The sequence below is a fragment of the Streptacidiphilus sp. PAMC 29251 genome, from assembly GCF_054208735.2.
The window spans coordinates 6,070,897-6,097,041 of the sequence record NZ_CM135725.2; the positions used below are offsets into that span (position 1 = coordinate 6,070,897).

A 26,145-nucleotide genomic window follows, 5' to 3' on the forward strand; every position below is an offset into this window, starting at 1 on the left:
GCCCCCGGTTCAGGATTCCCAGGCGGGGCGCTGGGTCTTGAACTGGCTGAAGATCTTCTCGAAGACCTCGTCCCCCGCGCCCTTCTGCTCGGCGTTGGCACTGGCCGACATCATCTGCAGCAGCTCGCGGAACGGGAATCCCTGCAGCCGGGCGTTGAACGCCGGGGCGAACGCCCGCAGCACCTCCTCGGCCCGGTCGGTGATGCTGCCGACGCCGATCGCGTAGAGCCGGAACCGCTTGGCCCGCTGCTCCTCGGTCAGCACCGGCACGATGCGCTGCCAGGCGTCGGTGAGGTGCCCGGTGGCGTCGGTCGGCAGACCGTCCGTCACCAGGCAGATCTGCGGACGGTAGTACTGCAGCCCGAGCTGTCGCAGCTCGGTCTTCCGGGCCGCGACGATCTGCATCGACAGCTCCAGCGCCTCGGCCATCAGGGTCACCCCGGCGGCCCTCAACTGCGGCGGCTGGAACTGGTACGCGGGGACGAAGGGGCTGACCCTGGCCTGCGGCGGCAGCAGATGCGGCCCCTGCCAGGCGTTCACCCCGGCGTCGCCGAAGGTGACCACGGCCACCTCGACGCTGTAGCTGAGGCTCACATCGTCGTGCAGCTCCCTGGTCCACTCCTGCAGGGCCGCGTTGAGCGAGCCGATCGGCCCGCCCAGCATCGAGTGCGAGGTGTCCAGGCAGAGCACCAGGGGGAGCCGCTGGGCGTTGTTCTCGATCTCGATGTCGGCGTACTGGTACGGGAGGGTCTTCGCGTGCGGGTCATTACGCATGGAGTCTCCGTTGCGGTGCGGCGGTCTGGTCGGGGAGGAAGGCAAGCAGGACGTCCGGATCCTGGGCCGGGTCGTCCGGGTCCGGGCGGGCCACCTCGACCGCCCCGCCGGGGGCCGGCGGCTCGTCGGAGTCCGACCAGACCGCGCGGTAGAGGCACTGGTCGATGTCCACATAGCCCTGCGGATGCAGGTCGGTGGCGACGGTGGCGGGGTGCAGCTCGGCTGGGCGGGGCGTCCTCGCGGGACGCGTGATCGTGGTGACGGTCATGGCCTCGGTCGGACGGTCGCCCGGCGCCGACTCGTTGTCGTACCGATCGCCGTACGGCCGGCCGCGGCCGCCGCTGGAACGGCGGACCACCAGTGCCAGCAGCGCGAGCAGCGCGAGCAGCAGGGCGACCACGCCGCCGATGAGCAGCCCGCTGGGGCCCGAACTGTGCTTGGCGGGCTTGGACTTGTTGGTGGCGGGCGGCGTGGGCTCGGGTTTGGCCTGACCGTTCTTGATCAGATCCTTCCCGTCCAGCGCCTTGACCCCAGTGCCGGTGCCGGTCCCGGTGCCCGGACCAGCCCCGCTCCCGGTCAGGGCGGTGCACAGATCGTCGCAGCCGCCCTTCTCCAGCACTCTGAGCTGCCCGGCGGCGACCGGGTCGAGGGTGGAGACCTGGCTGGACGGGTCGACGAAACGGTGGTCCTGCTTGGCCAGGTCCAGCAGGATGCTCCCGCCCGGCCCGGTGGTGACCCCCTTGTCCACCGACACCTGCAGGGTCCGGTGGCTGAGTTCGCGCCCGAGCGCGGCCAGGTCGCCCAGGTCGGCGACCGTCTTCGGGCCCTTCAGCTCCTCCGGGACGGTGGCGCCCGGCTTGGCCTGCTGCACCGTGCACAGCACCGTCGTGCAGCTCGACGCGGTCCCCTTGCCCGGTGTCGCCCCGTCGCCCGGGGCCAGCCCGAGCAGCGGGACGAGCAGGGCCAGCAGGAGCAGCACGGCGGGGCGACTTCGCCGCGCCGTACCGGCCCTATCGGATGACACCACTGGTCCCCCCAGTTTTTTTGGTCGGCAATTCCTCGACGAGGGCGTTACAGCTGGAACACCCGATGGCACCGGGTGAACATCTGACGTGCGTGGTCGGCCCACTTCTCGGCCAGTACGCCGAACTCCTGCCGGGTCATCCGGCAGGTGAGCGGCAGGACGCAGACCCCGGCCAGGCACGGGTTGGGGCCGCGGACGTCCCAGACCGAGAGCATCGGCACCAGCTGCTCGGTGTTCCAGGCGTTGGATGCGGCGGCGGCCAGCGCCAGCTGGTCCGGCCGGAGCGTATGACCGTCCGTCATAAACGCCACCAGCAGGCTGGTAGTGGTCATGAAGCGAAGGGTCACCCGGCGGTCGGAGCCGGTCAGGTCGAAGTCCAGCGAGACCGAGGCCGCGTCCTCGGTCGAGCGGTAGTGGCTGCGGGCGGCCCAGTCGGTCACCAACGGCCGCCAGTGCGAACCGAGTTCGAGGGCGGGGGGCGCGGCGACGGCCTCGCTCTCAGCCACGGCCCACCGCCTCGGCGACCATCCGGTCGGTCAGCCCGGCGTCCAGCAGCGCTTGGGCGTGCAGCAGCAGGCAGGACGGCACCGAGGTCACCGAGCCCCGGCTGTGGTTGCGGGCGGCGAGGTCGTCCTTGCGCACCTGGATGTTCTCGGCCAGGGTCGGCGGCGGCCACACCGGGGCGGCCTCGGCGGTGAGTTCGTCCAGCAGCGCGGCCGGTGTCGGCCGGTCCGCGGGGGCCTTGGCCAGGCAGCGTTCCACCAGCCGGCGCAGCCCGGCCGGGACCGAGCCCAGCGTGGGCCGCTCATGGATGATCCGGTACATCACCCCGGTGCCGGAGCCGAACGGGGCCTCCCCGGTCGCGGCGAAGGCCAGCACCGCTCCGAGCGAGAAGACGTCGCTGGACGGGCCGGCCGGATCGCCCTTGAACTGCTCCGGGGACATGAACGGCGGCGTCCCCATCACCGTGCCCACCGTGGTGATCGAGCTGGAGCCGCCGAACAGCGAGATGCCGAAGTCGATCACCCGGGGGCCGTCCTCGGCCAGCAGCACATTGGCCGGCTTGAGGTCCCGGTGCACCACCCCCGCGGTGTGGATCGCCTGCAGCGCCTCCACCAGGCCTGCTCCCAGCAGGCGTACCGCCGCCTCGGGCAGTGGACCGTCCGTCCGTACCGCCTCGGCCAGGGAGGGGCCGGCCACGTAGAGGGTGGCCAGCCAGGGCGGTTCGCCGTCGGTGTCGGCGTCCACCACGGCCGCGGTGAAGGCTCCGCTGACCGCCCGGGCCGCCTCCACCTCGCGGGCGAAGCGGCTGCGGAACTGCGGGTCGGAGGCCAGCTCCGGGCGCACCACCTTCACCGCCAGCGCCCGGCCGCTCGCCGATCTGCCGAGGTACACCCAGCCCATGCCGCCGGAGCCGAGCCGGCCCACGATGCGGTAGGGCCCCACCCGCAGCGGATCGCTGACAGGAGTCCGCACTGCGCCCACCCCCACTCCGGGCTCGTCGTTTCCGACGCTGTGAATGGTAAGAGTGTCCCGCGAAACTCATGGTGACGTCATAGGAACTGACAGACAGTTGGGAGAAATCAGCCATCCCGCCGGAATGAGCCACTCCGCGGGGATCGGCCGACGCCCGCGGGGGTCAGCCGAAGTCCGCGGCGATCAGCCGAAGCGGCCGTGCACATAGTCGGCGGTGCGGGAGTCCTGCGGGGAGCCGAACATCGCCGCGGTCGGCCCGTACTCGACGATGCCGCCGGGGACGCCCTGGGCGGCGAGGAAGAAGGCGCAGCGGTCCGAGACCCGGGCCGCCTGCTGCATGTTGTGGGTGACGATGACGATGGTCACCTCCGCCACCAGCTCCCTGATGGTCTCCTCGATCCGCCGGGTCGAGGTCGGGTCGAGCGCGGAGCAGGGCTCGTCCATCAGCAGCACCTGCGGTCGGACCGCCAGCGAGCGGGCGATGCAGAGGCGCTGCTGCTGGCCGCCGGACAGCGCCCCGCCGGGCTGCCGCAGCCGGTCCCGCACCTCGGTCCAGAGCCCGGCCTTGGTCAGGCACTCCTGGACCAGCCGGTCCCGCTCGGCGCGGGTGGTCCTGACGCCGGTGAGCTTGAGCCCGGCGGTGACATTGTCGTAGATGGACATGGCGGGGAAGGGGTTGGGCTTCTGGAACACCATCCCGATCCGCCGCCTGGCGTCGGTGAGCCGGCGGTCGGCGGCGTAGACGTCCGCGCCGTCCAGCAGCACCTCCCCGGCCAGGGCGGCGCCGGGGATCAGCTCGTGCATCCGGTTGAGGATGCGCAGGAAGGTGGACTTGCCGCAGCCGGAGGGCCCGATCAGCGAGGTGACCTGGCCGGCCGGCATGTCCAGCGAGACCTGCTCCAGCACCTTGTGGTCGCCGAACCAGGCCGAGACCTCCCTGGCCTCCAGGCCCCCGGGCGCGCCCCCGCCGGTGCGGACGGCGGGCAGCACGACGGTGGCCGCAGAGCTTTCAGTGACAGACATATGACGACCCTTCAGAGGAGGTTCGGGAGCAGCCGGGCGACCTGGTCGGAGACGGTGAGACCCAGCGCGAGCAGCACCGGGACGCCGACGATCCACGCCTGCGGCCGCCCCCAGCGGACCCTGGCCAGGGACAGCGCTATGGCCGCCAGCAGCAGCGCCTCGCCCCAGAGCACCAGGGCGGTCCAGGCGGACGGGTCGGTCCCCAGCAGGCCCTCGGCCCGGCCGATGTCCTTGCTGCCCAGCGGCCGGGCCGGGGCCGGACGCACCGCGCTGATCAGGTCGGCGTCGACCAGCAGGGTGCCGGTCGGCATAAAGGCCGGCCCCGAGGCGGTGACCAGGATCATCCGCCCCTTGCCGAGGGCGGGCGCGGGCGGGACCGGATCCCCGGCCCGGCGCACGTCCAGCACCCGGTAGGTCTGCGTGCCCTGCCCGGTCACGAAGGAGAAGGTCTCCGCCGGGCGCAGTTCGCCGATGTGCCCGAACGGTCCGCCGAAGCCGGACTGACGGCCCATCAGCACGCTGGTGCCGGCCTGGCCCGGCATCGGGGTGTCCCGGCGGTGCCCCGGACCCGACTCCAGCACGCCGGAGGTGGTGCCCTCCCGCACCACCTCGCGCAGCCCCAGCTGGGGGATCCGCAGCAGGGCCACCGGGCGGCCGAGTTGGAGCAGCTTGCCATTGGCGTCGGTCTGGCCGACCGGGGCGGTGCCCTCGGCCAGGTCCAGCCGCAGCGCGGCGTAGGCGGTCTCCCGGTCCCTGGCGTGCCGCAGGTCGCCGATCGGGCCGATGTCGACCAGCAGGCCGAGGACCAGCGCGGCGAGGATGCTCAGCGCGGCGCCGTACACCCCGGCGGCGTCCAGGCCGCGGGGCGGGCCGGGCTTGGGGCCGGGTCGCGGCGGCGGTGCGATGGGCTGCTGGAGCGGCGGGTGCGGGGACGGTGGTGGGGGCGGGGGTGCGGTGGTGAGGGTCATCGCTTGGCTGCCTCCTTGTTCTTCACGGGGGGCTGCGGAGCGGTTGCGGTGGTCGCCTGGCTCTCCTTGACCCTTTCGCGCTGTCGGCGCAGGTAGGAGAGGCCAACCAGGGCGAGCAGTCCGCCGCCGCCGACCAGGGCCGCGACCGAGTCCGAGGGCAGGCCCCTGCCGCCGGTCGCCGCGGGCGCCGCGGCGGGGGCGGTCAGGGCGGGGGCCGCCGGGGGGACCGGGGCCGGGGTGGCCGCGTCGCCGTGGATCAGGACGGTGGCTGGCTTGCCCTCGGCCTTCCAGGTGCCGTCGGCGGCGAAGGTCAGGGCCCCGCGGAAGTCCTTGAAGTGAGCGGGGAGGAACCGGCCCTTGCAGTAGACGTCCACGACATAGCGGCCGTGCAGGGCGGCGACGCCGTTCTGCTGGGCGATGACGCCGAGGGTGTTGCTGATCGGGACGACATAGCCGCCGTTGGCGGCCACCGGATAGATCGCGGCGGGGGAGAGGCCGACCACGGTGGCGCCGGCCGCCGGGAAGCCCGCGCCGGAGAGGGAGGCCATCAGCGAGTCGTCGGCGTGCGGGCAGGGCCCTGAGGTGAGGACGTCGACGGCGTCGTTCGCATGCCCGGTCGCATAGTCGAAGGCAAGGGTTCCGGTGCGGGCGGGGGCGGCAGCAGCGGCGCTGGGTGCGGCAGTCGGATCCGCGGCAGCCCGCGGCGCGGCTGCCAGCAGCCCGCCGAGGGCGAGCCCGCCCACCACCAGCACCCCGAGGACCGCTCCGCTGGCCTTCCCCAGCTCGACCGTTGCCTTGGCAACACTCCCGGGGACCGGCACCGCCACCGGCACAGGTACGGCCACCCCGTTGCCGACCGGCGAGGCCGGCGCCGGAGCAGTGGCTGTCGCTCCCGCGTCGGGGGCCGGTGGCGGTGGGGGGACCAGCGGGGGGCCGGGTCGTCCGGGCGGGGTCCCGCCCGTGCGGCGGAGCCCGAGGCGACGCACGCGGCGGAAGCGGGCGAAGGCCGCCAGCAGCAGCACGGCCAGGATCGCCAGCAGGGTCCAGGGGATGGTCGGGTAGCTCACGTGCTGGGTGGTGCTCGACAGGGCAGGGTCGATGTCGCCGGGCAGCGCCAGCGGGTCGATGGTGAGCGAGGCGGTCTGCCACAGGGCCGGGTAGACCCCGCTGACGGTGACCGTGTAGGTCGCGCTGTTGCCCGGCAGCAGTTCGGTGAGCGCGGCCGGGCCCTTCGCGGTGACCACGTTGCCGAGGGCGTTCCTGACCCGCACCGCCTGCCGTCCGCCGAGTCTGATGTTGCCGGTGTTGCGGACGGTGTAGCTGGTCGTGGTGCTGCCGGTGCTGAGCGGGTTGAGCGTCCCTCGGTACGTGGTGTGGACCGCCTCGATGCTGAGCGCGGGCCGCAACGCGCCGGGGACCCGGACGTGGATCCGCGCGCCCACCCGCTGGTCGACGGTGATGGCGTTGCCCTTGGCGTCGACGGTCTGCCGCCGCAGCGCCAGGACGATGCCGCCGGAGTGGTCGCCGGGGGTGGCCGCGGCCGGGATGGCCAGTGTGAACGGGACGATCTGCCGGGAGCGGGGCGGGAGGGTGACGGTCGCAGTGGCCAGGTGCACCCAGGAACCGAGGTCGGTGGACGGCTTGCCCGCGGGCAGGACGTCGTAGCCGCCGGTGTCGGTGTTGAAGGCGTCGGCCGCGTACAGGGTGAGGCTCAGTGGCTGGTCGCCGTAGTTCCAGACCGCGACATGGTCCTTGACCTGGGCGCCCGGGGTGCCGGTGTAGGTGTAGGCGCTGCGGGTGTCGGGCGCGGTCGCCGAGGCGGGCTGGATACCGAAGGTCTGCTGTTTGCCTGCGGCAGGCAGAGCGGGGGCCGCCGTCGCGGTGGGGGCGGCCGTGCCGAGGAGGCCGATCAGCAGCGCCGAGACCAGCGCGGCAGCGCCCCTCCGAGGCCGGAGCCGAGGCCGGAGCCGGAGCGGTACGGATCTTCTCATCACGGGCGTCCCTTCACAGCGGCGTGGAGTTCGAAAGAGAAAAGGGGCCGACCGGCCCCCTTCCGCACGGCGGGTCACCGTGCGGAAGGGGAACGGGAATTGACGCTGTGTTACATGACGGTCAGGGTCAGCACGCCGGTGTACGCGCCGGCCGCCGTGGAGGTCGGGGCGACCAGGGAGAGGTCGGCGCCGATCTGCGCGGTGCCGAGCCCGGTCGCGGTGGCCAGGGTGCGGGAGGACTTGAGGCCCAGCGCGCCGCTGTCGCCCGAGGCGACGCCGGGGGCCGGGGCCACCGTCCCGCCCAGGTTGACCTTGAGGCCGTCGCCCTTGTTGACCAGGTTGGGCGCCCAGCCGAGGTTCTGGGCGCTGATGGTGCCCGCGGGGGAGGTGAAGTCCGCGACCTGGCCGCTGAGGGCCCAGCCGGGGGCGCCCGCGCGGGTGTCGGTGACGGTGACGGTCTGGATCGGACCGGCCGCCGAGTACAGGGTGCTGGTGGTGTTCAGCGTCAGCGGCGGCAGGTTCACATTGGAGCCGGCCACGCTGAGGGCCAGGGCGCCGGGGGCGACCGTGGTGTTGATGTTCTCGCTGCCGGGGGTCGGGCCGCCGGGGGTGCCGCCGCCGGCCGCGGTGACCGTGAACGGGACGGCTGTCGACACCGAGGCCTGGTAGGCGGTGCTGTCGGTGGGCGTGAAGGAGGCGGTCAGGTTGTGGTCGCCCTCGGCCAGCGTGCTGACCGTGATCGAGGCGCTGCCGCCGGAGACGGCCTGGGTGCCCAGGACGGCGCCGGTGCCGGCGTCGGTGAAGGTCACCGAGCCCGCTGCGGCGGACGGGTTGGTGGTGGAGGTGAGGGTGACACCGCTGCCCGCGGCGGCGGAGCCGCTGGGGGTGATGGCCAGCGCGGTGCTGGTGGCCACCGCGCCCGCCGGGCTGACCGTGTAGGGGGTGGCCGCCGAGGTGGAGCCGCTGAAGGAGGTGCTGCTGGACGTGAAGACGGCGCTGAGCTGGTGCGCGCCGACGGTCAGGGCCGGGGTGCTGAGGCTGGCGGCGCCGGCCGTGACCGGGACCGGGCTGCCCAGCGGGGTGGTGCCGTCCAGGAACTGGACCGTGCCGGGGGCGCTCGGCGAGACCGCAGCGGTCAGCGTGACCGACGCGCCCGAGGCCGCGGAGCCGGACGGGGTGACCGCGAGGGTGGTCGTGGTCGCGGTGACCGACGGGCCGCTGGGGTCCTGGGAGACGTAGTGGGTCGGGTCGGTGAACCAGATCGAGCTGGTGAAGGTGTCGAAGGTGGCGGCGCCGAACGCATTGCGGCAGGTGAGGGTGAAGGTGTACTTGCCGGAGAGGGCGGCGATGCTGTTGTTCTTGGCGAAGGTCTGCATGGTGTCGAACAGCGGGACGATGTAGCCGCCGGCCGCGTTCTGCGAGTAGGTCGTGGTCGGGGAGTTGCCCACGACGTTGTAGCCGCCGGCCGGGAAGCCCTGGCCGGACACGCTGGCGACCAGGTTGCTGCCGGTGACGCAGGGGCCCGAGGAGACGATGCTCATGGTGCTGTTGTCGAACCCGGTGTCGGGGGTGAAGGACAGGGTGCCGACCGGGGAGCCGTCGGCGTACGCGGCGCTGATACCGGACAGGACCATCGCTCCGGAGGCCAGGAAGGTGGCCGTGCCGAGCGCGATGCGCTTCGGCAGGTGGTTCGTTGACACGGTGGGACTCGCCTTCTGTAACGGTGGGAAGAGCAGGTCGGACTGTGTGACGAAAGCGCTGACGAGATCTCGAAGAGGCCTCTGACGGTCGATCAGCCGGTGGTGGCGGAGGCGGTGGAGCCGCAGTTGGGGTCGATGCCGAAGCCGTAGGCCTTGATCACCGTGGACTGCTTGCAGATCCCGGAGTTGGCGCCGACGAAGACGTCGCTGTACGGGCTGGTGGCGACCTTGCTGGTGGGGATCACGTTGTAGACCTCGCGGGTGGCCGCGGAACCGGTGTTGAGCAGCAGCGACGGGGTGCCGTTGATGTTGCCGAGCACGGCGGTGCCGCGCAGGTCGGCGAGGGTGCCGGAGCCCTGGGCGATGAACTGGGCGATGGAGAAGGGGACGATCGAGTTGGCGTCCAGGACCCGGCCGTCGTGCTCCTCGATCGGCTTGCCGGCCGAGGTGTCCTTGAGGCAGGGGTACTTGTTGGCCACCACGTCGGCCTCGGTGATGCCGACCGTGGTCTCCCAGAAGGAGCGGGTGCCGGAGCCGGCCTGCGGCAGCAGCGGGTGCACCGAGTACGGAGCGGCGCCCACGTAGTTGGGGTCGCAGGTGTAGATGCCGTGCAGGTCGGTCAGGGTCATCGTGCGCGGCAGCGAGCTGTTCGGGGCGATCGCGTAGGTGACCGCGTCGATCGCGAACGGCACATAGGTGAGGCCGGGGGCGGACTGGGCCAGGTTGAGGCTGGACGACCGGGCGAAGCTGACGCAGTTGGTGGAGTTGAGCTCGTTGAGCAGTGAGGTGCGCCCCGCTCCGGAGCCGTTGGGACGGGCCACGGCCTGGCAGTTGGCGCCGGTGGTGGTGGCGATGGTGGGCGAGCCGGTGGCGTCCCAGGAGGAGATGACCTTCACGCCGTTCACGGTGACGGCGTTGGACAGCGCGTTCATGACGCCCTGGGTGGTGTCGGAGCCGACGCCGATCAGCGGACGGGTGTTGCCGGCCGGGGAGCCGGACGGGTCGGCCTGCGCGGTGCCCGCGCCGAAGGCCAGCAGGCCGACGCCGGCCGCGCCGGCCAGGAGCTTCAGGGTGGTGTTCATGGTGGGTGGAACCCTTTCGACGATGGAACGCATCACGGCCGGAGGGTTCCGGACGGGGTAAGGGAATGTCGGTGGGGGCCGCCGGGGCGGCCCGATCAGTGCGGCGCTACCGGCCCGACCGGCGCCGCCGCAGGTACCTGGGCAGCAGCGGCCCGGCCAGGGCGGCCGCGGCCCCGGCGCCGAGCAGGCCGACCATCAGGTAGTGGGCCGCGCCGACCGGCGTCGCCGCGGTCCGCACGATGTGCTCGGTGGGCGGCCTGGTCGGTGCGACGGTGACCACGGTGTGGGCCGGCGGCGTTGGCGTGGTGGGCGGGGTGGTGCTCCCGCCGCCACCCGAGCCGCCGGTGCTGCTCCCGGCGGCGTGGGTGGGCCTAGCCTTGACCGGCGGTGCGATCGACCTGGCGACCATGGTCTTCGCCGCCGCCAGTGCCTGGCTGCGCAGCTTCTTCGGCAGCGGGACGTAGCCCAGGCTCAGCTTTCCGGAGTCGAAGCCCAGCGTCTGGCCGCTGCCGACGGCGTAGTCGATCAGCGAGGCGTACTGCTTGGCCTCGGCGCGGGGCAGCGCGCCGGGGGCGGAGGCGGCGTAGGTCAGCATGGTCAGCGGATAGACGCCCTTGCCCTTGGCGGTCGGCTTGAGGGTCAGCGCGCTGGTGCCCTTCACTGTGGTCATGGCTGCCGCGCCGGCCAGCATCGTGGCGGTGCTGGGGGCCACGAACTGCCCCGAACCGTTCAGCAGGCTGGCGCTGTTGAGCCCGTAGCGGATCGCGGTCGGGGTGTCGGTGACGGCCAGGATGCCGCGCAGCCCGGCCGCCTGGGCGGCGCCCTTGGTGAAGGCCGGCGGGATCACGGTGTTGTCCCAGACGGTGTGCGACAGGTTGTCGCCCCGGGAGGCCGAGCGGGCCGAGTCGTGCATGTCGTTGGCGTACGGGTGGGCGTCCAGGGTGCAGAGCTTGGGACGTTGCCCTTCTCGTCGGGCGGGTACACCACGCAGTACGGGTCGCTCTTGGGGAAGTCGTCCCTGGGCAGCGCCATCGCCTTGGGGACGCGGTAGTTGGGGTTGACCTGCATCCCCCAGGCGTCCTTGGTCCCGGCCAGGAAGGCGCGGGCGGAGGGGTCGGCCTCGACCCAGGCCCACAGCCGCCGGGCGACGTCCGACTCGCCCAGCGGGACCTCGATGTCGTAGATCCTGCTGCCGAAGTACAGCGCCCGGAACTGGGGGTTGTACCGCAGGAAGTCCTCGTCCGAGGTGAGGTCGAGGGGGTTCTTGGCGAGCGCCGGATCGGGGTCCTGGTAGTCGGTGGCGTAGCGGTAGGACTGGGTCAGCAGCTTGGCCACCAGCCGCGGGGTCAGATTGAGCTGGGTGATCCGCTGGCCGTTGCGCTCCTGGACGTCGGTCGGCGCCCGGCCGGAGGACTGGCTCTCGATGTCGAAGGCGATGGTCACCCCGGACAGGCCGATCGGGGCGTACACCGGGGTGCGTCCGGCCGCCACGGTGGCGGGCGGCGCCGGGTCGGAGACGAAGACCAGGCCCGGGTCCTCGTCGGTGTTGAGCTTGGCCCGGGCGATGTTGTCGTCGACCTTGGTGTAGCGGAAGTTGGAGCCGGTGTTCTGGCACAGCACCGGGGCCCAGCGGATCATCGCCTCCTTGGCCATCTCGGTGCCGTAGGTGTGCAGGTCGGCGGCGTTGATCGGGCAGCTGTAGCCCAGCGGCGAGTAGTGCAGCGGCACCATCAGGCGGTGCGCCCAGTTGCTGGCGGACAGCGGGGAGGAGACCAGCTTCCCGCCGGTCAGCGGGAGGCTGCCGTCGACCTCGGTCAGACCGCGCGGCACGACCACCAGCCAGCACTTCCGCCCCTCCTTGGGCGTGACCTTGACGTTGTCCGGGACCGCGCCGCAACCGAGGCCAGGGGCCTCCTCATTGGTCTCGGTCTCGAAGTAGACCTGGCCGGTGCCGTCGGTCCTGGTCGGCGCGAACGGCACCTCATTGGTGGAGCTCAGGTCGTACGCGGTGCTGGTGCCATTGGTGTCGACCGGTCCGCGCACGCTGTGGAACGGCACATAGACATTGCCGCTCTTCCCCGGCGCCTGCTTGATGGTCTCCTCGGGGTCGACCAGGCTGGCGTAGTTGAGCTGGCGGGTGCCGACGTAGGCGCCGCCCCGGTTGTCGCCGTTGTAGCTGCCGTACTGGCACTGGGTGCGGTCCGGCCCGCTGGCCGCGTCCCCCCAGCACTCCATCAGCTGCAGGTAGTTCTGCCCGAAGGTGCCGGGCATCGGCAGGGTCTGACTGCCGCCGGTCCAGGTGACATTGACCGACTGGTCCACCAGGTCCGCGGTCTGATGCACCGTCACCGCGAGCCCGGCGAACTCGCCGGAGCCGTGCACGGTGACCGGGTCGAGGTCGGAGCCGACCGCGGCGGCGGCGCTGTACGTCGGCCGGCCGGGCAGCGCGGCCATCGCCGCGGGGGTGGCCGGGGTGCCGCCGAGGGCCACCGGTGCGGTGGGGTCGATGCCCACCGGGCCGCCGGTGAGCGGATCCACCTGGACGCTGGGCGCAGCGGCCGGCGCGGCGGCCGAGACCGCGGCGGGGTCGCGGTGCTCGCCGGAGACCAGGACCCCCGCCGTCACCGCGGCCAGCAGCACCGCGCCCAGGGCGGTGCGCAGGGCGCGGGCCCCCGCAGTGCGTGAACTCAGCACCGCGCGTGAATTCGGCGTGCTGCCTGAGTTCGGCGTGCTGCGTGCGTTCGGCGTGCGCATCAGTTCTCCCCCCTGCGGCGGGCGGCGCGGCGGGCGATCACCGGCGGCAGCACGATCACGGAACAGAGCAGCAGCCCGGCCAGCCCCATCAGTGCGTGCTGCAGCCCGCTGCCTGCGGTGGCGGCGATCGAGACCGGTTCGGCGCTCACGTCGTCGCCGCCGTCACCGCCCGTCGCGCTGCTGCCGGACCCGTCCTGGGCCGGATCGGCGGGGCTGTTCGCGGCTGAGTTGTCGCCGCTGCCCGCCGTGCTGTCCTGCGCGAGGGTGCTGGGGGCCTTGGTGGCGCTCTTGCCGCCACTGACGTTGGTACTGGTCTTGGCGGCCCCGCCGGTGCCGGTGCTGCACTCCGCCGTGGCGCCCTCCTTGTCGCAGGCGGGCGGGTACGGGGCGAGCTTCGCCAGCCGGTTGCTGCCGTCGCCGTTGGCGGAGAAGGTCGGGTTGTCGCAGCCGGAGAGGCTGACGGTCTGTTTCTGCACCCCGGGGATCCGGCCGACCACCGCCAGCGCCGCCTGCACCAGGTTCTTGGGCAGCGGGGAGTACCCCAGGTCGGGGGCCTCCGACTGCCCCTTGCAGAGGAAGTAGTAGGCGAAGGCGCCCAGGGTCCGGCCCTTGTCGGTGGTGAAGTGCGAGTCGGCCGCGATCCGGTCGACCGGCAGGATCATGTAGCTGTAGCTGGACAGCGGGTAGGCCCGCGGGTCGGGGTTGTCGTACACCCCGGTGAGGTTCTGGGTGAGGTCCGGGTTGATCTGCGCCTTGGTCAGCGCCACCGCCACGTTGTACGGGGTCGGCTCCACGTAGTAGTGGTCGGCGTTGAGCATCTTCACCACCGGGAAGCCGGTGAGCTTGGCGTAGGAGTACTCGACATAGGTGATCGAGCCGGCGTTGTGCTGCTGCGAGACGAAGCCGGAGACCCCGGTGGAGCCGTTCAGCGCGATGAACTTGGAGGTGGTCGGGTAGAACGAGGTGATCCCGCACGGCACCTGGGTCCGGCCGGTCTTCGCGCAGAAGGCGTTCCAGAGCGGGGCCTCCTTCTGGGCCAGCCAGGTGGTCAGCTGCGCGGTGGTGCCGGAGCCGTCCGAGCGGACCACCGGGACGATCGGCACCGGGGGCAGGTCGAGGCCCGGGTTGTCCGCCTTGACCAGCGGGTCGTTCCACTTGGTGATGACCCCGGTGAAGATCCTGGCGATCACGTCGCCGGAGAGCCGCAGATTGGTCACCCGGTGGCCCTTGATGGTGAGGTTGTACATGAACGAGGTGCCGCCCGCGACGATCGGCATGTAGGCGAACGGGTCGGCCGGGGCGTTCTCGTAGACGCCCTGGTCGGTGATGCCGTAGGGGATCTCGGAGACCGCGAAGTCCACGGCCTTGTTCTTGAACTTGGCCCGGCCGTCCGAGGAGCCGGTGGCGCTGAAGTTGACCCGCATGCCGTTGGCCAGGACGTCACTGGTCCAGGCGTCCATGGCGTTGCTGCTCCAGGTGGAGCCGGCGCCGGAGATGGGGACGTAGCCGGAGCCGGCCGCGGCGGCGCGGGGCGCACCGCCGAGGAACAGGCTGACGGCCAGCACCAGCAGCGCGGCGAGCAGCGCCGCCCCGCGCTGCAGGAGGGAACGGAGACGGCGGTGCACCTGGGAGTCCTTGCTCTGGACGGCGATGGCAGTAGCGGCGGCAGCGGTGCCGGGAGCGGGTGGAGGAGCCGGCAGGGCGGCGCCCGGTGCGGCGCCGAAGCGCCGGGCGGTGGACTCCGAAGCGGCTTCCCTGCGCCGCTGCTGACGTCGGGTCAGCTGCCCCGGGGCGCGTCCGCCGAGGATGCGGGCGATCATGAACAGGGTCGCCACCACGACCAGCAGCACCGCCGCCGCGCCGAAGCCGCGCGAGATCTGCCAACTGGACGGGAGCCGGACCAGGGTGAACACCAGCAGCGGCAGCGAGGTCTGCGGGCCGTGGAACAGGTTCCCGTTCATCGCCTTGTTGTAGCCAGCGGTCAGCAGCACCGGTGAGGTCTCGCCGATCCCCCGGGCGGTGCCCAGGATCACCGCCGTGGCCAGCCCGGATCTGGCAGTGGGCAGCACCACCTGCCAGACCGTCCGCAGCCGGCTCGAACCCAGCGCGTAGGAGGCCTCCTTGAGCGAGGCGGGGACCAGTCGGAGCACCACGTCCGAGGCTCTGATGATGATCGGCAGCATCATCACCGAGAGCGCGCAGCCGGCCGCGAAGCCGCTCTGCTGCGCGCCGAGGATCAGGATCACGGCCCAGACGAAGAGTCCGGCCAGGATCGAGGGCAGCGCGGTCATCGCCTCGACGATGGTCCGGACGAAGCGGGCGTACCGTCCGGGGACCTCGGTCAGGAACACCGCGCAGCTCACCCCGAGCGGCACGGTGATCACCAGCGCGGTGCTGATCTGCTCCAGGGTGCCGACCAGGGCGTGGGTCACCCCGCCCACGTTGAGCGGGGTGAGCGCGCTCGCGTGGCCCATGTCCTGGGTGTAGAAGTTGCTGTGCGGCAGCGCCGCCCAGCCCTTGTAGAGGGTGTAGCCGACGACGATGCCCAGGGCGGTCAGCACCAGCCCGGCCAGGCTGTGGATCACCGCGGCGGCCAGCCGGTCGCGGACCGCCAGGCCGTTCTCGTCCTGGGCGACCAGGATCCCGTAGAGCACCAGGAACAGCGCCCAGGCGGTCACCACGAAGCCGAGCGGGCCGCTGAGCGGGGTCAGGTAGTCGAAGAGCACGGCGGTCAGACCGAGCGAGCCGGCCACCGCGCCGAGCACGGCATAGGTGTCGCCGGGCCGCCGCGCCCCGAGCGAGCGCCGCGGCTGGACGGCGCCGGGCGGCAGCGGCCACCCGCACCGGGAGGGTGGTCGCAGGCACCTCGGCGGCTGCCTCGACGGCTGCTCCGACGGCTGTCCGGATCTCGGTGGGGGCGGTCATGTGCTCGCTCCGGAACGGCTGCGGGCCACCACCGCGGAGGCGGCGAAGTTGACGGCCAGGGTCATCAGGAAGAGGCAGAGCCCGGCCGCCATCAGCGCGGAGACGCCGAAGCCGGAGGAGTCCCCGTAGTGCAGGGCGATCAGCGCGGACACGGTGCTGGCGCCGCTCTGCAGCAGGTGCGGCTGGACCTGGAAGATCACCGAGATTGATCATGTAGACGGTGATGGTCTCGCCCAGGGCCCGGCCCAGGCCGAGCATCGTCCCGCCGATGATCCCGCCGCGCCCGTACGGCAGCACCACGGCGCGGATCATCCCCCAGCGGGTGGAGCCCAGCGCGTACGCGCCCTCCCGCTCGCCGGGCGGGGCCTGGCCGAAGACCTCCCGCATCACCGAGCACATGATCGGCGTGATCATGAAGGCCACCACCGTTCCGGCGATGAAGGTGGACGAGGTGTAGGTGGCGACCGGCGCCAGCGGGTCGCGGGGATCGGCCCCGGTGACGGTGAACAGCGGGATCCAGCCGAAGTAGGTGGAGATCCACCTGGCCAGACCGGTCATGTACTGCTCCAGGAAGAAGAACCCCCAGAGCCCGTAGATCACGCTGGGCACCGCCGCCATCAGGTCGACCAGACTGATCAGGGTCTGCTTGGCCCGCTGCGGCGCGTACTCGGAGATGTAGAGCGCCATGCCCAGCGCCATCGGCAGCGCGAAGCCGACCGCGGACCAGTCCGATCAGGACCGTGCCGACCAGGACGGCGGCGATGCCGAAGTGGCCCCGGCCGCCGTCCGGCTGCCAGCTGGCGGTGGTGAAGAAGGGCAGCCCGCCCACCCGCAGCGCGGTCAGCCCCTTGAAGGCGAGGAAGCCGCCGACCGCGAGCATCACCGTGAGCACCAGCGCGCCGCTGCCCCTGGCCCCGGCCAGGAACATCCGGTCGGCCAGCCCGGGGTTGGCGGTGAGCCTGCGCTTCAGGTCGGGCGGGCGCTTCAGCTCCGCCGGGGCGCTCATGCGCCGGCCAGTTCGGGTCCGGTCCCGCACGGTCGCCCTGACCAGGTGCGGAATGACCTGCGCCGGGTCGACGCCGAGCACCCCGGAGCGGAACTGCGCCAGGTTGTAGAGGCACTCGCGCTGCCTGCGGTAGGAGCGGGCGGACTGCGCCACCGGCTGCTCGTCGATGTCCAGCCGCCAGCCCCACATCGAGCCGACCTGCTCCCGGCACATCACCGCCACCGCCCGCTCGACGTCGGCCCTGAGCCGGACCACGGCCCGGCGGCAGGACTCCTCGTCCCGGAAGTACGCCAGCCCCCGGCCCAGTTCGCGGTTGTTGGCGCTGAGCAGCCGCCACCCGGTGTACGTCTCGCCCCGGCCGGTGCCGCTCCTGGCCGGTCTGGTGACGATGAGGAACCTCGCCTGCCCCATGCCCCGCTCCTTCTGCCCGCCACCGGAAAGCCAGTGGCCGAAAGAGACGGTCCTGCCTGCACGCGGACTCGCAGACACAGCTGTACGAACGCCGGACATGGGGAACGTGAACGCCGGGGATTGGTCGTGTCGGGAAGTTGTGGACGACGCCGGTCCGGGCTTTGCCAGCTCCTTGCCGAAAGCACAGGCTGACCGGGCGGCTGAAACTCGCTCTTAGCCTAACCGTTGCCAACTCGGTACTGTTTTCGACCAGTTGATGTTCACTGGAGGAGCAACTGTGACAACTGCCCCGCAGGCCGCCGCAGCACCGGATATTCTCTCGCCGGCGTTCGCCGCCGACCCCTACGCCGCCTACCGCACCATGCGCGAGCAGTTCCCGCTGATCTGGCACGAGGGGATGCAGAGCTACATCCTGTCCCGCTACGAGGACGTCGAACGGGCCTTCAAGGATCCGGTCTTCACCAGCGACAACTACGACTGGCAGATCGAGCCGGTGCACGGCCGCACCATCCTGCAGATGGGCGGCCGGGAGCACTCGGTCCGCCGGGCCCTGGTCGCGCCCGCCTTCCGCGGCAAGGAACTGCAGGAGAAGTTCCTGCCGATCATCGAGCGCAACGCCGCCGAGCTGATCGACGCCTTCCGCAAGGACGGCAGCGCGGACCTGGTGGCCCAGTTCGCCACCTGGTTCCCGATCAATGTCATCGTCGACATGCTCGGGCTGCCGCGCGAGGACCACCAGCGCTTCCACGGCTGGTACACCTCGATCATCGACTTCCTGGGCAATCTCAGCCAGGATCCCGAGGTCAACGAGCGCGGCCTGCGCACCCGCGAGGAGCTGGCCGCCTATATGATCCCGGTGATCCAGGAGCGCCGTGCCAAACCCCGGCGACGACCTGCTCTCCACCCTGGTGACCGCCGAGATCGACGGCGAGTCGATGAGCGACGAGGACGTCAAGGCCTTTGTCAGCCTGCTGCTCGCGGCCGGCGGCGAGACCACCGACAAGGCGATAGCCGGGGTCTTCCGCAATCTGCTCGCCAACCCGGACCAGCTGGCCGCGGTCAGGGCCGACCGCAGCCTGATCCCGGCGGCCTTCGCGGAGACCCTGCGGTTCACCCCGCCGGTGCACATGATCATGCGTCAGCCCTCCGCCGACGTCACCGTCAGCGGCGGCACCATCGAGGCGGGGAAGACCGTCACCTGCCTGATCGGCTCCGCCAACCGGGACGCGGACCGCTACGCCGAGCCGGACCGCTTCAACGTCCTGCGCGAGGACCTGACCACCGCCAACGCCTTCTCCGCCGCCGCCGACCACCTGGCCTTCGCGCTCGGCCGGCACTTCTGCGTCGGCGCGCTGCTGGCCAAGGCCGAGATCGAGGTGGGCGTCAACCAACTGCTGGACGCCTTCCCCGACCTGGCCCTGGCCGGCGACCTGGTGCCGGCGGAGCAGGGCGTGTTCACCCGCGGCCCCGGCGCCCTGCAGGTGATCTTCACACCGACGGCGGAGTAGCCGCCCGGATCACGGGTCCGTCCCGGTTCCCAGGCCATGGTGCCTGCCGGACCGGGACGGACCCTTTGCGTTCACGGTGGATTTCGGCCTGTGATGAATACGGTGCCGGCGACATATACAGGAGTGAAGGTATCGAGCGAGAGGCGAGAGATGACCCTTCAATCACCTGTGTCGTACGACGTCTCGGGCGAGGAGTCGCAGTTCACCGGACTCTACGAGCGCGAGTATCCGCACATCGCACGCTATCTGCTGCGGCGGGGGGTGGGCGAGCGGGCGGCCGACCTGGCGGCGGAGACCTTCGTCGTCGCCTGGCGGCAGCGCGAGCAGTGGCTCGCACTGCCGGCGGAGCGCCACCGGCCCTGGCTGTACGGCGTAGCACGGAAAGTGCTGGCGAACTCGATCCGGTCCGAGCAGCGGGCAGCCGCGCTGACTGATCGGATCGCAGCCGATCGGAGCATCGCCGCGGCTGTCGACCACAACGGCCTCACCGTGGAGCGGCTCGCCGTGGCCGAGGCATTCGAGCGGCTGTCCGAGGCGGACCAGGAGCTGATCCGGCTGGTCGCCTGGGAGGAACTGACCCCGGCCCAGGCAGCCGAAGTCCTGGGCTGCCGGGTCGCCACCCTCACCATGCGGCTGCACCGTGCCCGGACCCGTCTGAAGAAGCAGATCACCATCTCCGCTGCGAAGGGGCTGTGACCATGAAGACCGACGTGACCATGAAGACCGACGTGACCATGAAGACCGACGCGACCAGCGAACTCAAGCAGCTGATGGCCGCCCTGGACCCCGCCCCCGAGAGTCGGGTGACCGACGCCCAACTGCGGGCGGACTCCGCCCCGGCCCGCAGCGTCCTCCTGCGCGGGGAGGCCCCGGTGCCGCCCGACGGCGCCGTCCCGCGGCCGCGTGCCGGGTGGACCCGGCAGCGGGTGCTGCGCTGGTCCGTCCCGGGCGTGGCGGTGGCACTGGGCGCCGGCGCCGTGGCCGCCACGACCCTGCTGACCGGTTCCCCCGCCTCCGTGCACGACGAGGTGCGCTGCTACAGCGTCGGCCGGCTGAGCACCGACACCCACCAGTTCACCGACACCTCCGTGGCGTCGACCCAGGCGGCTCCCGAACCGCCTGACGCCTCCGCCACCGCCGCCGGCGCGGTCGACGCCTGCTCCGCACTGTGGCAGATCGGCGTCATCCGGGCCGGGACCTTCGTCAACGGCGCGTCGACCCCCGGCGACCACCCGGTGCCGCACCTGGTCGGCTGCGTCCTGGCCGACGGCGAGGCCGCTGTGCTGCCCGGCGACGAGCACACCTGCCAGAACCTCGGCCTGCCCGCGCTGACCGACCGAAGCTGAGCCGTTGCGGTCCTAGATCGAGGTGAAGTCGACCGGCAGCGCCACCGGTCCGCGCATCCAGATCGACGGCCGCCAGGCCACCTCGGCGGCGGGCACGGTCAGCATCACGTCGGGCAGCCGGTCGAGCAGCACCTCGACCGCCGCCCGGGCGATCACCTCGGCCATCTCCGGGGCCGGCACCGGGCAGCGGTGCTCGCCGTGGCTGAAGGACAGATGGGCCTGGTTGCCGACCGAGCCCGCGCTGAAGTCCGGCTGCACCTCGGGGTCGGTGTTGGCGGCGGCCAGGCCCAGCACCACGCAGTCGCCCTTGCGGATCCGCACCCCGGCCAGCAGGGTGTCCCGGGCGGCCCAGCGGCCGATGAAGTTCTGGGTCGGGGTGTCCGCCCACAGCACCTCGTTCAGCGCCTGGCCGACGCTGCGGCGTCCGCCGGAGAGGGTGACCGCGAAGCGGTCGTCGGTGAGCATCAGCCGCAGCGTGTTGCCGATCCAGTTGGAGGTGGGCTGCTGGCCCGCGGCGATGATCGAGATCATGTCCTGGATGATCTCCTCGTCCTCGAGCCCCGCCGGGTGCGCCAGCATCCGCGAGGCCACGTCGGCGCCGGGGTTGGCGCGTCCGCGCTCCAGCAGCCCGGCCATCGCGCCGTGGATCCGCATGTACGCCTGGATCGCCTCCGGGCTGTCGTCCAGCGAGTCGGTCATGTCCTGCTCCAGCGCCACGGTCTGCTCCTGGGTCAGGCCGAACAGACCGGCCATCACCCGCAGCGGCACCTGGGACGCGAAGTCGGCCATCAGCTCGGCCTGCCCGCTGCCCGCGAAGCCGTCCACCAGCGCGTCGGCGACCTTCTCGGCGTTCGCCCGCAGCTCGAACTGGTCCACCTCGGACAGCACGTCGGTGATCGCCCCGGCCCGGCGCTGGTGCTCCGCGCCCTCGGTGAACAGCACCGAGGGGGTGTGGAACACATAGGGGAGCAGCGGCCAGTCGGACGGGATCCGGTCCCAGGCGTGCCAGCGCCGCGAATCGCGGGCGAACAGCTCCGAGTTGGTGGTGACGTAGTGGACCTCGCGGTAGCCGAGCACCAGCCAGGCCGGGATGTCGCCGTCCAGCAGGATCGGCGCCACCGGGCCGTACTCGCGCCGCAGCGCGCGGTAGAGCCCGGCCGGGTCGCTCTGGAAGGTCGGCGAGTGCATCCGCATCGCGCCGCCGGGGCCGCGGGCGTCCCGGTGCGGATCGTGCGCGGGGCAACCGGGCGGGGCGGCTTGGTCGAGGGCGTCCTGATGGGTCGTCACGTGGTCGGCTCCTGGGAGAGGGAGAGCGTGTGCAGATGGTTGACCAGGGCGATCAGGACGTCCCTGCTGGACTCCCGCTTCCTGGCATCGCAGTCGATCAGCGGCACACCGGGACTCAGCGACAGCGCCTCGCGGATCTGCTCCAGCGAGTGGTCCGGCTCGTCGAAGTTGTTGCGGGCGACGATGAAGGGCAGCCCGTGCTGTTCCAGTCGGTCGATGGCGTACCAGGAGTCGGCCAGCCGTCGGGTGTCCACCAGCACGACCGCCCCCAGCGTGCCGGCGAACAGCCGGTCCCAGAGGAACCAGAACCGCTCCTGGCCCGGGGCGCCGAACAGGTAGAGCACCATCTCGTCGTTCAGGGTGATCCGGCCGAAGTCGAAGGCCACCGTGGTGGTGGTCTTGGTACGGACCCCCTCCCGGTTGTCGATGCCCACGCTGGCCTGGGTCATCACCTCCTCGGTGCTCAGCGGGCGGATCTCGCTGACCGAGCCGACCAGGGTGGTCTTGCCCGCGCCGAAGCCGCCGACCACGACGATCTTGAGCCCTTCACTGGCGGTGTCCCGCAGTGGGAGCGCCGCAGCGAAGGGGGAACGCGGCTCGGGGGAGCCGGGCTCAGAGGTTCCGGAGGCCAACGAGTACCTTCTTCAGAGTGTCGGGCGGCGGCAGATGGCTCCCGCGCCCGCTGCGGGTCTGCGGGTGGCGGGCGGTGATCCGGCCCGAGTCGAGCAGGTCGCAGAGCAGGATCTTCACCACGCCGACCGGCAGGTCCAGCAGCGAGGCCAGTTCCACCACCGCCACCGGGCGCTCGCACAGCTCCAGGATCCGGACGTGCTCGGACTGCATCCCGATGCCGGGGGCGCTCTCCCTGACGATCAGTGTGACGAGGTCGAAGGAGCGCTCGTAGGACCGGGTCCGGCCGCCGGTGACGGTGTAGAGACGATCGGGATCGCCGCTGTCGACCGGGCGGCGGATCATGCGTGCAGCCTCGGCTCGGCCCGCAGGTATCCGCCTATCTGCTCGACCAGCTCGCTCATGTTGTGGCCGATCACCCCGGCGTCGGCGTCACCCTCGGCGATCACCGCGAGATGGGCGCCGACGCCGGCCTCCACGATGAAGAGGATGCCGCCGTGGAACTCGGTCATCGACTGCCGCACCCCGCCGCTGCCGTCCCCGAACTCGATGGACGCGCCGTGCGACAGGCTCTGGATCCCGGAGGCGATGGCGGCCAGTTGGTCGGCCTGGTCGACGGAGAGGCCGGAGGACAGGCACAGCTTCAGGCCGTCCCGGGAGAGCACCAGGGCGTGGCGTGCCCCCGGGGTCTTCTCCAGCAGGTTCTCCAGCAGCCAGTCGAGACTGCGGTCAGAAGTGCTCATCGTTCTTCGGTGTCCTGTCCGTGGGGAGTCCGGGTGGCGGCCTGGAAGGCAGCGAAGCGGGCGCCGGCGTCGGGCCGGGCGGGCGGAGGCTCTGGGGCGGGGTCGGCCTGGCGGCCGTGGCGGTGGCCAGGGTCTGCCCGCGGGGCCGCTTCGGCAGTTCGCCCGGGCCGGCAGTCACCCCGGGGCCTGCGGCCCCGGACCCCGCGGTCACCGGCTCCGCCGGTGCGGGCTCCGCGGCCGCGGGGACGGTCGACGCGGGGGCGCCGACGGCCTCGGGCAGGGCTTCCGGCAGGGCCGCGGCACCGGTCGGCGACGGGCTCGGCTCCGTCGCGGGGGCCGCGGGCAGCGCGGTGCGGTCCTGGGTGCGGGTGACCAGCTGGGGCGGGATCAGCACCACCACGCCGGTGCCGCCCCGCGAGGACGGCCGAAAGGACACCGTCAGCCCGTGCTTGCGGGCCAGGCAGCCCACCACCGCGAGGCCCAGCCGGGTGCCGGACAGCGTCATCAGGTCCAGAGGCTCGGCGGAGACCATCTGCTCGGCCTTGACCAGGGTCGCGGCCGGCATCACCAGCCCGCCGTCCTCGATGGTGATGACCACGCCGGAGTGCATCTCCTGGACGTAGACGTGCACCTCCTCGGTGGGCGGGGAGAAGGTGGTGGCGTTGTCCATCAGTTCGGCCAGGGCGTGCATCACGCCCTCCGCCGCGTAGCCGGCGATGGAGACGCTGCTGGCCGAGTGCAGCCGGATCCGCTGGTACGCGCTGATCCGCCCCATCGCGCCGCGCAGCACGCTCTCCATCACGATCGGCCTGGTCCAGCGGCGCCCGGAGCGGGCCCCGGTCAGCACCGCGATGCTGTCCGCGAGCCGTCCGGCCTGCGCGGTGCCGTGGTCGAGTTGGAGCAGGTCGCCGAGGACCTCCTCGCTGTGCCGGTTCTCCATCTCGCGCAGGTCGGCGAGCATCCCGGTGGCGAGCGCCTGGACCCGTCCGGCGGCGTTGGCGCAGGCGGCCATGCCGGACGCGCGCATCCGCTCGCTGATGCCGACCTCCTGCACCAGGGTGCGCAGCACGGTCAGGTGCGGTCCTGCCAGTTGGGCCGGGGCCTGGGCCAGCACGGTGGCCACCGAGCCGCCGTCGCGCAGCAGTTTGACCGCCTGCGGGACGATCTGCTGGGCCAACTGCTCGGCCTGGGTCTCGTGCTGGTCGAGCTCGGCCTCCAGCTGCCGGATCTCCGCCGCCAGCGCGACGCCGCGGGCGGTCTCGGCGTCCAGCGCGGTACGGAGCAGGGCCTCGGACTCGGCGGCGGCCCGGCGCAGCGTCTCCGCGTCCCAGGCGGCCCGGCGGGAGGCCTCAGCCTCGGTGTTGGCGTGCCTGAGCGTCTCGGCCTGGCGGGCCAGGGCCTCCCCGGTCTCCGCGCGGACCAGCTCGGCCTGCCGCCGCGCCTGCTGGATCGCGTGGCCGCGGGCGGCGGCGAACGCCAGCGTCGCGTACATCAGGACGGCGGCTCCGGCGCCGAGGCCGATCACGATGTTCCGGTCGGCGGCGGCGACCGCCAGGGCCGCCCAGGTGGTGAGGCCGCCGACGGCGGCGGCCGCGGCCAGGGGGAGCAGGACGATCCGTGTCAACGGAGGTAACTGGACAGACATACAAGCAGGTCCTCGTGCCAGGTACGGGAATATCGTATGACCACGCAAGCCCCACCCTACCCAATGAAAACGTCTATATTGACCGCAACTTGACAGGAACTCAGCAATTTTCCGTGAAGGTTGATTCCGCAACAAAGCTGCACCGTCCCGGAGTTGGGACGGCGCAGCTGAGGGTTGCATGCGAATCAACCAACGAGCGCGGGTGCCGTTCGGTCCGCTACCGCCGACTCCGCGCCGGAGCCCGGGTCGGCCGGGCCCGCGTGGTCGGTCGCGGCGGCCCGGCGCGGAAGCGCGAACATCAGCCCGAAAGCCAGCAGAAGTCCGCCCGCCACCCACCACAGCGAGTCGCTGAACGCCCCGCCGAAGACCTCCGCGGTCGCCCGGTGGGCCCGGGTCCCGCTCGCGACCGGGTTGAGGAAGACCACCGAGACCAGGCCCATCCCCAGCGCCGCGCCGAGCTGCATGGTGGTGTTGATCAGCCCGGAGGCCGAGCCGGCGTGCTCCCTGGGCACCTCGGACAGCACCAGGTCGGTCAGCGGGGCCACGATCAGGCCCATCCCGGCGCCCATCACCAGCAGCGGCAGGATCATCTGCCAGGAGTGCAGCCCGCCGCCGTAGCGGTGCTCCTCGCCGATGTAGAGCAGCACGCCAGCGGCCATCACCAGCGCGCCCGCCTGCAGCACCTTCCGGCCGAACCGCGGCACCAGCAACTGCACCGACAGGCCCGCGGCGGTGGAGACCCCCAGCGCGAACGGCAGCCCGGTCAGCCCGGCGTGCAGCGGGGTCCAGCCCAGGCCGAGCTGCATGTAGAGGGTCCAGGTCAGGAAGAACACGCCGCACAGCAGGCCCTGCACCAGCTGCACCCCGATGCCGGCCGCGAAGCTCCGTACCCGGAACAGCGACAGCTCCACCAGCGGCGATCCGTCCCGGCCGGCCTTGGCCCGCTCGTAGCGGACGAAGAGCCAGCCGACCGGGGCGCTCGCCGCCATCGAGACGAAGCCCCACACCGGCCAGCCGGACTCCCGGCCCTGCATCAGCGGGTAGAGCAGCATCAGCAGCCCGGTGCTGGCCAGCGCCACCCCGCCGAGGTCCAGCCGCAGCGCCTGCGGCGCCTTGGACTCGGTGATGTAGCGGAAGCCCAGGACCAGCCCGGCGATCCCCATCGGCAGGTTGATCAGGAAGATCGGCCGCCACTCCAGGCCGAACAGGTTCCACTGCGTCAGCAGCGCCCCGAACAGCGGTCCGGTGACCGCGCCCAGGCCGATCATCGCGCCGAACATCCCGAACACCTTGCCGCGCTCCTCGGCCGCGAAGGTGGTGTGGATGATCGACAGCACCTGCGGCACCATCAGCGCCGCCGCGGCGCCCTGCAGCATCCTGGTGGCGACCAGCATGTCCGGGTTCGCCGCGAAGCCGCAGAGCGCCGAGGCCAGGGTGAAGCCGCCGATGCCGAGCAGGAACAGCCGCTTCCGGCCGTAGATGTCACCGAGTCGGCCGCCGGTGATCAGGCCGATCGCGAAGGTCAGCGCATAGCCGGCGGTGATCCACTGGACCGCGCTGAACGAGGCCCCGGTGTCCCGCTGGATGCTGGGGACGGCGATGTTGACGATGGTCACGTCGACCATGTCCATCAGGCTCGCGGTCATCACCACGGCCAGCGCCAGCCAGCGGCGCGGGTCGGGGGTCTGCTGACGAGTCGTCGGATCAGTAGCGATCGGATCAGTAGCCATCGGATCAGTAGCCATCGGAACTGCCTTCCGGACGGGGCGTCGGACCGGGCTTTCCGTCCGACGCCCCGACTCTAGAAGTCATGTAGGACAGCTCCTGTCCCAGTTGACCCCCATCATGGAAC

The 26,145-nt window shown here is 71.9% G+C and carries 22 protein-coding genes and 2 pseudogenes; 4 read left to right on the top strand and 20 right to left on the bottom strand.

Features of this window, described 5'->3' with window-relative positions:
* Positions 1 to 9: 9 nt before the first annotated feature.
* From ACXKR8_RS28950 to ACXKR8_RS29015, 14 genes and pseudogenes are all read right to left on the bottom strand, one after another.
* On the bottom strand, positions 10 to 774 hold the full coding sequence (locus tag ACXKR8_RS28950; RefSeq protein WP_458267514.1) for a vWA domain-containing protein: 765 nt from the start codon (positions 772 to 774) through the stop codon (positions 10 to 12).
* On the bottom strand, positions 767 to 1,798 hold the full coding sequence (locus ACXKR8_RS28955) for a hypothetical protein (RefSeq protein WP_458267515.1): 1,032 nt from the start codon (positions 1,796 to 1,798) through the stop codon (positions 767 to 769). The genes ACXKR8_RS28950 and ACXKR8_RS28955 overlap by 8 nt, the downstream gene beginning before the upstream one ends.
* A gap of 47 nt (positions 1,799 to 1,845) precedes the next feature.
* Complete coding sequence (locus ACXKR8_RS28960; RefSeq protein WP_458267516.1) at positions 1,846 to 2,304, bottom strand: hypothetical protein; 459 nt, start codon at positions 2,302 to 2,304, stop codon at positions 1,846 to 1,848.
* Positions 2,297 to 3,274 carry a serine/threonine-protein kinase gene (locus ACXKR8_RS28965; RefSeq protein WP_458267517.1) on the bottom strand — a complete coding sequence of 326 codons (978 nt, stop codon included), beginning with the start codon at positions 3,272 to 3,274 and terminating at the stop codon, positions 2,297 to 2,299. The genes ACXKR8_RS28960 and ACXKR8_RS28965 overlap by 8 nt, the downstream gene beginning before the upstream one ends.
* Positions 3,275 to 3,457: 183 nt before the next feature.
* A complete protein-coding gene (locus ACXKR8_RS28970) occupies positions 3,458 to 4,297 on the bottom strand; it encodes a phosphate ABC transporter ATP-binding protein (RefSeq protein WP_458267518.1) in 840 nt (279 codons plus the stop codon).
* An 11-nt stretch (positions 4,298 to 4,308) separates the two neighbouring features.
* Entirely contained in the window at positions 4,309 to 5,265 is a 957-nt protein-coding gene (locus ACXKR8_RS28975) for a sortase (RefSeq protein ID WP_458267519.1), read from the bottom strand.
* Positions 5,262 to 7,256 (bottom strand): hypothetical protein, encoded by a 1,995-nt coding sequence (locus ACXKR8_RS28980; protein WP_458267520.1) that lies wholly within the window; start codon positions 7,254 to 7,256, stop codon positions 5,262 to 5,264. Before ACXKR8_RS28980 ends, ACXKR8_RS28975 begins: the two co-directional genes overlap by 4 nt.
* Positions 7,257 to 7,366: 110 nt before the next feature.
* Entirely contained in the window at positions 7,367 to 8,956 is a 1,590-nt protein-coding gene (locus ACXKR8_RS28985) for an Ig-like domain repeat protein (protein ID WP_458267521.1), read from the bottom strand.
* Positions 8,957 to 9,048: 92 nt separating this feature from the next.
* Positions 9,049 to 10,038, bottom strand: a complete 990-nt coding sequence (locus ACXKR8_RS28990) for a hypothetical protein (RefSeq protein ID WP_458267522.1) — start codon at positions 10,036 to 10,038, stop codon at positions 9,049 to 9,051.
* 106 nt (positions 10,039 to 10,144) lie between these two features.
* Complete coding sequence (locus ACXKR8_RS28995; RefSeq protein ID WP_462099901.1) at positions 10,145 to 10,951, bottom strand: hypothetical protein; 807 nt, start codon at positions 10,949 to 10,951, stop codon at positions 10,145 to 10,147.
* A complete protein-coding gene (locus ACXKR8_RS29000; protein ID WP_462099902.1) occupies positions 10,882 to 12,792 on the bottom strand; it encodes a hypothetical protein in 1,911 nt (636 codons plus the stop codon). The genes ACXKR8_RS28995 and ACXKR8_RS29000 overlap by 70 nt, the downstream gene beginning before the upstream one ends.
* Entirely contained in the window at positions 12,792 to 15,557 is a 2,766-nt protein-coding gene (pstA, locus tag ACXKR8_RS29005; RefSeq protein WP_462099903.1) for a phosphate ABC transporter permease PstA, read from the bottom strand. The genes ACXKR8_RS29000 and pstA overlap by 1 nt, the downstream gene beginning before the upstream one ends.
* Positions 15,558 to 15,713: 156 nt before the next feature.
* Positions 15,714 to 15,917 carry a hypothetical protein gene (locus tag ACXKR8_RS29010; protein ID WP_462099904.1) on the bottom strand — a complete coding sequence of 68 codons (204 nt, stop codon included), beginning with the start codon at positions 15,915 to 15,917 and terminating at the stop codon, positions 15,714 to 15,716.
* A gap of 46 nt (positions 15,918 to 15,963) precedes the next feature.
* A pseudogene (locus tag ACXKR8_RS29015) lies at positions 15,964 to 16,416 on the bottom strand (PstC family ABC transporter permease); the annotation flags it as partial.
* Between the two features lie 41 nt (positions 16,417 to 16,457).
* On the opposite strand from ACXKR8_RS29015, the gene ACXKR8_RS29020 reads away from it, so the two are divergent.
* The 4 genes and pseudogenes from ACXKR8_RS29020 (at position 16,458) to ACXKR8_RS29035 (ending at position 19,988) form a co-directional block, all read left to right on the top strand.
* Positions 16,458 to 16,832 carry a hypothetical protein gene (locus ACXKR8_RS29020; RefSeq protein WP_462099905.1) on the top strand — a complete coding sequence of 125 codons (375 nt, stop codon included), beginning with the start codon at positions 16,458 to 16,460 and terminating at the stop codon, positions 16,830 to 16,832.
* Positions 16,833 to 17,390: 558 nt separating this feature from the next.
* A pseudogene (locus ACXKR8_RS29025) lies at positions 17,391 to 18,642 on the top strand (cytochrome P450).
* 168 nt (positions 18,643 to 18,810) lie between these two features.
* The gene (locus tag ACXKR8_RS29030; RefSeq protein WP_458267528.1) at positions 18,811 to 19,338 is read left to right on the top strand and encodes an RNA polymerase sigma factor; all 528 of its coding nucleotides are present in this window, start codon (positions 18,811 to 18,813) and stop codon (positions 19,336 to 19,338) included.
* Between the two features lie 2 nt (positions 19,339 to 19,340).
* The gene (locus ACXKR8_RS29035; protein WP_458267529.1) at positions 19,341 to 19,988 is read left to right on the top strand and encodes a hypothetical protein; all 648 of its coding nucleotides are present in this window, start codon (positions 19,341 to 19,343) and stop codon (positions 19,986 to 19,988) included.
* Between the two features lie 12 nt (positions 19,989 to 20,000).
* On the opposite strand, the gene ACXKR8_RS29040 is transcribed toward ACXKR8_RS29035, so the two are convergent.
* From ACXKR8_RS29040 to ACXKR8_RS29065, 6 genes are all read right to left on the bottom strand, one after another.
* The gene (locus ACXKR8_RS29040) at positions 20,001 to 21,275 is read right to left on the bottom strand and encodes a cytochrome P450 (protein WP_458267530.1); all 1,275 of its coding nucleotides are present in this window, start codon (positions 21,273 to 21,275) and stop codon (positions 20,001 to 20,003) included.
* On the bottom strand, positions 21,272 to 21,907 hold the full coding sequence (locus ACXKR8_RS29045; protein WP_458267531.1) for a GTP-binding protein: 636 nt from the start codon (positions 21,905 to 21,907) through the stop codon (positions 21,272 to 21,274). The genes ACXKR8_RS29040 and ACXKR8_RS29045 overlap by 4 nt, the downstream gene beginning before the upstream one ends.
* Positions 21,888 to 22,250 (bottom strand): DUF742 domain-containing protein, encoded by a 363-nt coding sequence (locus ACXKR8_RS29050; protein ID WP_458267532.1) that lies wholly within the window; start codon positions 22,248 to 22,250, stop codon positions 21,888 to 21,890. The genes ACXKR8_RS29045 and ACXKR8_RS29050 overlap by 20 nt, the downstream gene beginning before the upstream one ends.
* Positions 22,247 to 22,648 (bottom strand): roadblock/LC7 domain-containing protein, encoded by a 402-nt coding sequence (locus ACXKR8_RS29055; protein WP_458267533.1) that lies wholly within the window; start codon positions 22,646 to 22,648, stop codon positions 22,247 to 22,249. The genes ACXKR8_RS29050 and ACXKR8_RS29055 overlap by 4 nt, the downstream gene beginning before the upstream one ends.
* Positions 22,635 to 24,272: a sensor histidine kinase gene (locus tag ACXKR8_RS29060; RefSeq protein WP_462099906.1), complete on the bottom strand. Its 1,638-nt coding sequence runs from the start codon at positions 24,270 to 24,272 to the stop codon at positions 22,635 to 22,637. Before ACXKR8_RS29060 ends, ACXKR8_RS29055 begins: the two co-directional genes overlap by 14 nt.
* A 206-nt stretch (positions 24,273 to 24,478) precedes the next feature.
* Positions 24,479 to 26,023, bottom strand: a complete 1,545-nt coding sequence (locus tag ACXKR8_RS29065; RefSeq protein WP_458267535.1) for an MFS transporter — start codon at positions 26,021 to 26,023, stop codon at positions 24,479 to 24,481.
* Positions 26,024 to 26,145: the final 122 nt, after the last annotated feature.

What these genes read in the sequence shown, in the direction of transcription:
- ACXKR8_RS29065 (WP_458267535.1), bottom strand. Translation starts at nt 26,023, where the DNA reads ATGGCTACTGATCCGATCGCTACTGATCCGACGACTCGTCAGCAGACC.
- ACXKR8_RS29035 (WP_458267529.1), top strand. Translation starts at nt 19,341, where the DNA reads ATGAAGACCGACGTGACCATGAAGACCGACGTGACCATGAAGACCGAC.
- ACXKR8_RS28980 (WP_458267520.1), bottom strand. Translation starts at nt 7,256, where the DNA reads ATGAGAAGATCCGTACCGCTCCGGCTCCGGCCTCGGCTCCGGCCTCGG.
- ACXKR8_RS29050 (WP_458267532.1), bottom strand. Translation starts at nt 22,250, where the DNA reads ATGATCCGCCGCCCGGTCGACAGCGGCGATCCCGATCGTCTCTACACC.
- ACXKR8_RS29000 (WP_462099902.1), bottom strand. Translation starts at nt 12,792, where the DNA reads ATGCGCACGCCGAACGCACGCAGCACGCCGAACTCAGGCAGCACGCCG.
- ACXKR8_RS29055 (WP_458267533.1), bottom strand. Translation starts at nt 22,648, where the DNA reads ATGAGCACTTCTGACCGCAGTCTCGACTGGCTGCTGGAGAACCTGCTG.
- ACXKR8_RS28950 (WP_458267514.1), bottom strand. Translation starts at nt 774, where the DNA reads ATGCGTAATGACCCGCACGCGAAGACCCTCCCGTACCAGTACGCCGAC.
- ACXKR8_RS28970 (WP_458267518.1), bottom strand. Translation starts at nt 4,297, where the DNA reads ATGTCTGTCACTGAAAGCTCTGCGGCCACCGTCGTGCTGCCCGCCGTC.
- ACXKR8_RS28995 (WP_462099901.1), bottom strand. Translation starts at nt 10,951, where the DNA reads ATGCACGACTCGGCCCGCTCGGCCTCCCGGGGCGACAACCTGTCGCAC.
- ACXKR8_RS28975 (WP_458267519.1), bottom strand. Translation starts at nt 5,265, where the DNA reads ATGACCCTCACCACCGCACCCCCGCCCCCACCACCGTCCCCGCACCCG.
- ACXKR8_RS28990 (WP_458267522.1), bottom strand. Translation starts at nt 10,038, where the DNA reads ATGAACACCACCCTGAAGCTCCTGGCCGGCGCGGCCGGCGTCGGCCTG.